At 60.7% G+C, this 7,047-nt stretch carries 10 protein-coding genes; 5 read left to right on the top strand and 5 right to left on the bottom strand.

What is annotated here, in order from left to right; all coding sequences use genetic code 11:
- Positions 1–201: 201 nt before the first annotated feature.
- The 3 genes from G9X64_RS06510 to G9X64_RS06500 all read left to right on the top strand — a co-directional run bounded on the left by G9X64_RS06510 (position 202) and on the right by G9X64_RS06500 (position 1,912).
- Complete coding sequence (locus G9X64_RS06510) at positions 202–951, top strand: SDR family oxidoreductase (RefSeq protein WP_168310164.1); 750 nt, start codon at positions 202–204, stop codon at positions 949–951.
- A gap of 67 nt (positions 952–1,018) precedes the next feature.
- Positions 1,019–1,567 (top strand): flavin reductase family protein, encoded by a 549-nt coding sequence (locus G9X64_RS06505; protein ID WP_168310165.1) that lies wholly within the window; start codon positions 1,019–1,021, stop codon positions 1,565–1,567.
- A 60-nt stretch (positions 1,568–1,627) separates the two neighbouring features.
- Positions 1,628–1,912: a DUF1330 domain-containing protein gene (locus G9X64_RS06500; protein ID WP_028757378.1), complete on the top strand. Its 285-nt coding sequence runs from the start codon at positions 1,628–1,630 to the stop codon at positions 1,910–1,912.
- Positions 1,913–2,038: 126 nt separating this feature from the next.
- Here G9X64_RS06500 and G9X64_RS06495 read toward each other — a convergent pair whose 3' ends face one another.
- A complete protein-coding gene (locus tag G9X64_RS06495; protein ID WP_115156898.1) occupies positions 2,039–2,542 on the bottom strand; it encodes a DUF1203 domain-containing protein in 504 nt (167 codons plus the stop codon).
- Positions 2,543–2,620: 78 nt separating this feature from the next.
- On the opposite strand from G9X64_RS06495, the gene G9X64_RS06490 reads away from it, so the two are divergent.
- Positions 2,621–2,857, top strand: coding sequence for a hypothetical protein (locus G9X64_RS06490; protein WP_050565063.1), 237 nt, complete (start codon positions 2,621–2,623; stop codon positions 2,855–2,857).
- Positions 2,858–2,887: 30 nt separating this feature from the next.
- On the opposite strand, the gene G9X64_RS06485 is transcribed toward G9X64_RS06490, so the two are convergent.
- The 4 genes from G9X64_RS06485 to G9X64_RS06470 are packed head-to-tail and all read right to left on the bottom strand — an operon-like array spanning position 2,888 to position 6,123.
- The gene (locus tag G9X64_RS06485) at positions 2,888–3,448 is read right to left on the bottom strand and encodes a GNAT family N-acetyltransferase (protein ID WP_168310167.1); all 561 of its coding nucleotides are present in this window, start codon (positions 3,446–3,448) and stop codon (positions 2,888–2,890) included.
- 5 nt (positions 3,449–3,453) lie between these two features.
- Positions 3,454–4,323 carry a 3-mercaptopyruvate sulfurtransferase gene (gene sseA, locus G9X64_RS06480; RefSeq protein WP_168310168.1) on the bottom strand — a complete coding sequence of 290 codons (870 nt, stop codon included), beginning with the start codon at positions 4,321–4,323 and terminating at the stop codon, positions 3,454–3,456.
- 18 nt (positions 4,324–4,341) lie between these two features.
- Positions 4,342–5,079, bottom strand: a complete 738-nt coding sequence (locus tag G9X64_RS06475) for an alanyl-tRNA editing protein (protein ID WP_168310169.1) — start codon at positions 5,077–5,079, stop codon at positions 4,342–4,344.
- Positions 5,080–5,085: 6 nt separating this feature from the next.
- The gene (locus G9X64_RS06470) at positions 5,086–6,123 is read right to left on the bottom strand and encodes a cysteine synthase A (RefSeq protein WP_168310170.1); all 1,038 of its coding nucleotides are present in this window, start codon (positions 6,121–6,123) and stop codon (positions 5,086–5,088) included.
- A 226-nt stretch (positions 6,124–6,349) separates the two neighbouring features.
- Between G9X64_RS06470 and G9X64_RS06465 the strand changes: the two genes are divergently transcribed.
- The gene (locus G9X64_RS06465; RefSeq protein WP_171376205.1) at positions 6,350–7,009 is read left to right on the top strand and encodes a ChrR family anti-sigma-E factor; all 660 of its coding nucleotides are present in this window, start codon (positions 6,350–6,352) and stop codon (positions 7,007–7,009) included.
- The last annotated feature ends 38 nt before the right edge of the window (positions 7,010–7,047 follow it).

Genomic DNA, 7,047 nt, shown 5'->3' with positions numbered 1-7,047 from the left:
AATAACCTTGACCAAGGCAATGCGATTAGACAACCGCTGCACACTTTTGCGCGACATGCATTAAAGTTGCTGATTTGAGCAAGATCCCGACAGGTCTCGCAAGCTCCCGAGAGAGGGATCAGGCCCTCCTCCTTATCTTCCTCCTTGTCGAACACGACCGCCCTTTCAGTTGGAAGGGCGCCAAGGACAAGGAGATAAACCATGACGAATATCAATGGAAAAGTCGCGCTGGTCACCGGCGCCTCGAGTGGCATCGGCGCGGCAACCGCATTGAAGCTCGCCGAGGCCGGCGCAAAGGTGGGTATCGCCGCCCGTCGCACCGACAAGCTTGAAAACCTCAAAAAGGAGATCGTCTCGAAGGGTGGTGAAGCCCTCGTGATCGAAATGGACGTGGTCGATCCAGCCTCCGTCGACGCCGGCGTCAAAAGGCTGGTGGGTGCCTATGGTTCGATCGACATTCTCGTCAACAATGCTGGCCTGATGCCGCTTTCGGATGTCGATCATTTCAAAGTCGACGAATGGCACCGGATGGTCGACGTCAATGTGAAAGGCCTGCTGAACACCACGGCTGCCGTTCTGCCGCAGATGATCAACCAGCATTCGGGCCACATCTTCAACATGTCGTCGATTGCTGGCCGCAAGGTCTTCAAGGGCCTGTCGGTCTATTGCGCCACCAAGCATGCCGTCGCCGCATTCTCCGACGGCCTGCGCATGGAAGTGGGCCAGAAGCACAATATTCGGGTGACCTGCATCCAGCCGGGCGCCGTGGCAACCGAGCTCTACGATCACATCACGGAGCCTGGCTATATCAAGCAGATGGACGACCTTGCCAAGCAGATGACATTCCTGCAGGGCGCGGACATCGGCGACACCATCGTCTTCGCGGCGCAGGCGCCCGCGCATGTGAATGTCGCGGAACTCTTCGTTCTGCCGGTCGAACAGGGCTGGTAACCACGCCAGAACGTCTTTCAGCTTCCCCGCATACATGCGGGGAAGAGACTCGCGAAGGAGCCGCACGATGAAAGAGATTTCCGCTTCCCAGGCCTATCGCCTGCTCGAACCCGGCCCGATCGTTCTTGTGACGACGAGCCTTGAGGGCACGCAAAATGTGATGACGATGGGTTTTCACATGATGATCCAGCATGCGCCGCCGCTGATCGGTTGCGTCATCGGCCCCTGGGACTTCAGCCACCACACCCTGAAAAAGACCGGCGAATGCGTGATTGCGATTCCAGCTGTCGACCTTGCCGAAACCGTGGTGGACATCGGCAACTGCTCCGGTGAGGCGGTGGACAAGTTCGAGCGGTTCAGCTTGAGGACTCGTCCAGCAAAGGATGTCGCAGCACCCTTGCTGGTGGACTGCCTTGCCAATATCGAATGCCGTGTTGCCGATCCGAGCTTCGTCGATCGATACAATCTCTTCATCCTCGAAGCACAGAGGATCTGGATTGACGAGAGCCGCAAGGAACGACGGACCATGCATCATCGCGGTGACGGCAGCTTCACCGTGGATGGCGGCACACTCGATCTCCGGAAGCGCATGGTCAAGTGGCGGCACTTGCCATAAAGCGCGCCGCTGCACGCAAAAAAACATCCCTAACTTCACATTGATTGAAAGGATATGAACATGTCCGCCTATCTCGTTGTCGATCTCGATATCCACGACCCCGAAGCCATTGCCGATTACCGCTCCAAGGCCCTGCCTCTGGTAGCAAAGGCCGGCGGCCGCCTCATTGCTCTCGATGACGCGCCGCTCGAACTCGAAGGCTGGCAGGCGACGAATATGCTGATCATCGAGTTTCTCGATATGGATGCCATCCGTGGTCTCTTTGCATCGCCCGAATATGCGCCGCTCGCACACCAACGGCAGGCTGCCGCAGGTTCGCGGATCATTGCCTTGCGTGGCGTTTAATAGGATTCGAGGGCGCGCGATCCCGACAGCATTGGTCAGGGGGAAACCGAAACCGCCTCGCCGATCACTGCAGAAGGAGCGTGCGGGCGAGTTGACGACTTCCTGTCGCGCTTCGCCCTCCGCCTATCAGGCGCCGGTCTCCGCCAGGGCCGGCGCCTTTACCTTATCGATCCGGCATTGGAAGCAGTTGTTGCGCGCGGAACGCACATGCACATAGGCGATATCAGATCGTCCCAGCAGCTCTTTGCCATAGGCCGGAATATCGCCGATCTCAGTCACCGCGCCGGTACCGTAGACGATGCGGTCGTTCTCGCTGTAGCCGCGGACGATGAAGTCACGGCTCGTCGTCAGCATCGGCGGCATGATCTCTTCGGCGGCATAGCGTGCGCAAGGCTGCTTGTGCAGGAAGACAGGGCCGGTTTCGGCATAGGGCTGCAGCTCGGGGAAGGGCCGGTAGGCAAAGACCAGCAACGCCTGGCCCGCATCGATATTCTGAAGGCAATGGCGGCAGGGATGGCCGGGACCATCGGAGACGATCGTCTCGGGCAGCCTGTCATAGGCGTCGCGGCCGCCGTTCCAGAGGCGTTCGGCGTCGGTCGTCGGCATGGCAACAAAACGAATGGCGGTCATGGCAGATCTCCTTTGTGATTGCCATGAAATGCACCTGGACGAGCGGGCAAGCCACCCGATTCTTGCCTGCGTCTGCATATGAGATCGCCGGAGAGTGAAAAGCGGAGTATCTTCTGGGCGTACGTTGTAAGGCGAAAGGAGAAGGCCTTGGCCGACATCGATCTGGCGCTGCTGGCGCAACAGAATGCAGAAATACTGGAAGAGCTCAGGGCTCTGCGGCGGGAAGTGGCGGAACTGAAGGAACAGTCGGGCCGCACGCTCGATTTCGAACGCCGAAACGACCCGCGCCGCCCGAACAGCCTGACGCAGCGTTAGCCACCTCCGCTCACGTCGGGAAAGAAGCCGTCAGCTTTTCCGCGCAATCTCCAGAAGCTCCTTGTCGCTGAGCGGCCGGACGATGCCGGTGCCGGTCGAAACGGGGGAGAAGCCGTACATCTGGTAGAGCTGCAGCGCACGCGGATGGTCGAGATTGTTGGTGGTGGTGGTGACCCGCTTCGGATTGAGCGACCAGATGGCATAGAGCGCTTGCAGCAGGAACCATTTGCCGATGCCGAGACCGAGCGCATGTTCGATCAGGCCAAAATGGCTGAGCTCGATCATATCCTCGTCTTGGCAGAAATATTCGTAGAAGCCGGCGGGCGCGCCGTTCACGTAGAGAACGCTGATATTGTTGCGCTTGTCGTTTAGCGTCTCGGCAAGCTGCTCGTCACTCATGCGCAACCGATCCACCCATTGCCAGCGCGCACCCACCTGCCGGTAGAGATAACGGTAGAAGGGCAATGGGATCTCGGGAGCGCGCATGATCGCCGTCTGGATATTGACAGGCACCGGCATGCTTGCCTTTGGCGGCGCCGTCATTTCGAGCCGAGTGATGTGAGCTTTCAGCGAAGCGGGTGCCTTTCCCATGGCGATCAGACTTTGACCGGCGTCGGCGGACCGGTGACGATGGGTGTATCGTCACGGCTGCCCCATTCGCTCCAAGAGCCGTCATAAAGCTTGTTGTCGTGATGACCGAGCGATTCCAGCGCCAGCGTGATGATCGCGGCGGTGATTCCCGAGCCGCAGGAGGTGACGACAGGCTTTGAAAGATCAATGCCGGCATCCACGATCGTCTGCCTGAGTTCGGGCAGCGACTTGAAACGGCCCTGGCTGGCAAAGACGCCGGAAGGCAGGCTGCGGGCGCCCGGCATATGGCCGGAACGCATGCCGGCGCGCGGCTCGGGCTCGACGGCGGCAAAGCGGCCGGCGCTGCGGGCATCGGCAATCTGCATCGCACTGCTGGAGACGATGTCGCGCATCGTCTCGAGCGTCACCACGCGGCTGTCGTCGAAATTCGGCGTGAAGGTCGCCGGCGCAGGATTGGGCGCTTCGGTTTCAAGCGGACGGCCCTCGGCCTTCCAGCCGTCGAGACCGCCATCGAGCACGAAGACATTTTTCGCGCCCATCACCCGGAACAGCCACCAGACGCGCGGCGAGGCGAACAGGCCGATGCCGTCATAGACGACGATCCGATCATTCTCGCTGATGCCGAGCCGGCCGACTTCGGCGGCGAAATAATCGGGCGATGGAATCGTGTGCGGCAGCGATGTCGAATGGTCGGCGATCTTGTCCTGGTCGAAACGGATGGCGCCTGGAATATGGCCGGCCGCATATTCGGCATCAGCATCGCGCTTCTGCGCCGGCAGATAGAAGGAGGCGTCCAGCACCCGCAGGTCAGCTTTCCCGAGCTCGGACTGCAGCCAGTCGGCCGAAACGACGAAACGGCTCTTGGTCTCACTCATGATGGTCTCCCTTGATGGTCAGGCTTCGTCGCCGGGCGTGCCGAAGCGGATGCGGAAGCGCCGGTTCTCTTTGCCCTTCTTCTCGATTTTGGCGATATGGATCCGGCCGACTTCCTGAGTCTCGGAGACATGTGTGCCGCCGCAGGGTTGGCTGTCAATCGAGGAGTTCTCGCCGATGCAGACGAGGCTGACGCGCCCGAGCCCCATCGGCGGGCGGACGTTCTTCGATTTGACGATATCGGGATTGGCCGTAAGCTCCTCGTCGGTGATCCATTGCAGAGTGACAGGATGGTTCTGCTCGACCAGTTCCATCAGCTTGGCCGTCACCTCGTCCTTGTCGATCGTCTCGATCATGTCGAAGTCGACGCGGCTTTCTTCCTCGCCGACGGCAGCCCCGGTGATCGGATAGGAGCAGACGACGGAAAGCAGGTGGCAGGCCGTGTGCATGCGCATCAACCTGTAGCGGCGCGGCCAGTCGACATGCAGCACCAGCGTCTCGCCGACCACGGGCCGCGGCGCACCTTCGAGCGGCACGTGGATGATGACATCCTTGCTCGGACCATGTTTCGTCTGGCCGAGCGCGATCTTGCTGCCGTCAGCGCGCTCGAACTCTCCGGTGTCGCCGGGCTGGCCGCCTGATGTCGCGTAGAAGCAGGTCTGGTCAAGTTCGATGCCCCCGTCTTCGTGAACGGCGGTGACGACCGCCTCGCACGTCGAGAGATAGAAGTCGTCACGATAAAGGGCATTGACAGGCATGGCGTCTCACACCGGCTCGTAGGGAACGTGGATATCGGGCGACTTGGCCATCCAGCCCGGAACGGGCAGTCCCTTCGACGTCAGGAAATCCGGGTTGAAAAGTTTTGACTGATAGCGGTTGCCGTAATCGCAGAGGATCGTCACCACCGTGTGACCAGGTCCGAGATCCCGGGCGAGGTTGACCGCGCCGGCAATGTTGATCGCTGTCGAGCCGCCGAGGCAGAGGCCCTCGTTCTCGACGAGGTCGAAGAGATAGGGAAGCGCTTCGGCATCGGGGATCCGATAGGCATAGTCAGGCGTGAAGCCCTCGAGATTGGCGGTGATGCGGCCCTGGCCGATGCCCTCGGTGATCGAGGATCCCTCGGATTTCAGCGCGCCGTTCTGGTAGAATTCATAGAGTGCGGCGCCATCGGGATCGGCGATGCCGATCTTGACGTCTGGCTTGAAAGCCTTGAGGCCGGCGGCGACACCTGCCAGCGTGCCGCCGGAGCCGACGGAGCAGATAAAGCCGTCGACCTTGCCGTCGGTGTCTTTCCAGATTTCTTTTGCCGTCGTTTCGACATGCGCCTGGCGGTTGGCGACGTTGTCGAACTGGTTTGCCCAGATCGCCCCGTTCGGCTCGGTCTTCGCCAGCTGCTCTGCCAGCCGCCCTGATACCTTCACGTAGTTGTTCGGGTTCTTGTAGGGAACGGCGGGAACTTCGACGAGTTCGGCGCCGAGCAGCTTCAGGGCGTCCTTCTTTTCCTGGCTCTGCGTTTCCGGGATGACGATGACGGTGCGATAACCGAGCGCCTTGGCGACCAGCGTCAGCCCGATGCCGGTATTGCCGGCCGTTCCCTCGACGATGACGCCGCCCGGACGAAGCAATCCCTTCCGCTCTGCGTCGCGGATGATGTAGAGCGCGGCGCGATCCTTGACCGACTGGCCGGGGTTCAGGAACTCCGCCTTGCCGAGAATGGTGCAGCCGGTCGCCTCTGAGGCACCCTTGAGTTTGATCAGGGGCGTGTTGCCGATGGCTTCAAGGACGGAGGGGTGGAAGGTCATGGAATCTGCCTCTATTCGAACTCTTACTTTAGGAACGGTCTTTTCCCTTCACAAGGCTGAGTTGGCAAGAAAAGCTATTCCACACCTCTGTCGGCCGCGATAAAATTTGGCTTTCCTCCTCCGAAATGACGCATGGCCCGCAATCCCGCCGTGAGAGGGGTGATCCGAAGATTGACTTTCCCCGTACGGATGACGACAAAGCGAAAACGGAGCGCGGCAACAGGGCGTGACCGAAACCGACATGGTTCACGAGCAGATCGACACGATCGATGCATTGATGGCGCATTATGTTGCCGGCTCCTTGCCCGAGCCGGCGCGTGTGCTGGTGCAGTCTCATCTTGAAATGAAACCGGATAATCGCAGCCTGGTGAATAGCCTCGAGCTGCTGGCAGGCGAAGCTCTGGAAAACGCGCCCGAAGCCGCCATTGCCGATCGCGACGGGCGGCTTGCGGCGATCTTTTCCTCTGCGTCTCCCGTCACCGCGCCGCGGACGGTCGCGCGCCCGGAAAACGCGCTGTTTCCGCAAGCGTTGCGCGCCCTCTTGGGCTTCGAAGCCGAGGATGTGCCCTGGCGCCGGCGGTTGCCCGGTTTCAAGGAATATTCGCTCGACATGGATGGCTGCGAGGTCAGTCTGATGTGGATCCGGCCGGGCCGCGCCTTGCCGGCGCACACCCATAAAGGCATGGAACTGATCCTCATTCTCGACGGCGCCTTCAATGATGAACGCGGCCGTTTCGGCCCCGGCGACATCTCCATTGCCGACGAGACGGTCGACCACCGGCCGGTCGCCGAAAAGGACAGGCCTTGCATCGCCTTTGCCGTCTCGGACGGACCGGTCAAGCTCACCGGATCCTTCCGCCAGATGATCGGCGACCTGATCGGCTGAAAGCAGCCACAATAGTGTGATAGAGCCGTAAATCCGGA

Origin of the sequence: Rhizobium sophorae, assembly GCF_013087515.1 — a bacterium.
In the GTDB taxonomy this organism is placed as follows: Bacteria; Pseudomonadota; Alphaproteobacteria; order Rhizobiales; family Rhizobiaceae; genus Rhizobium; species Rhizobium sophorae.
This window is presented reverse-complemented; position numbering and strand designations above follow the sequence as displayed.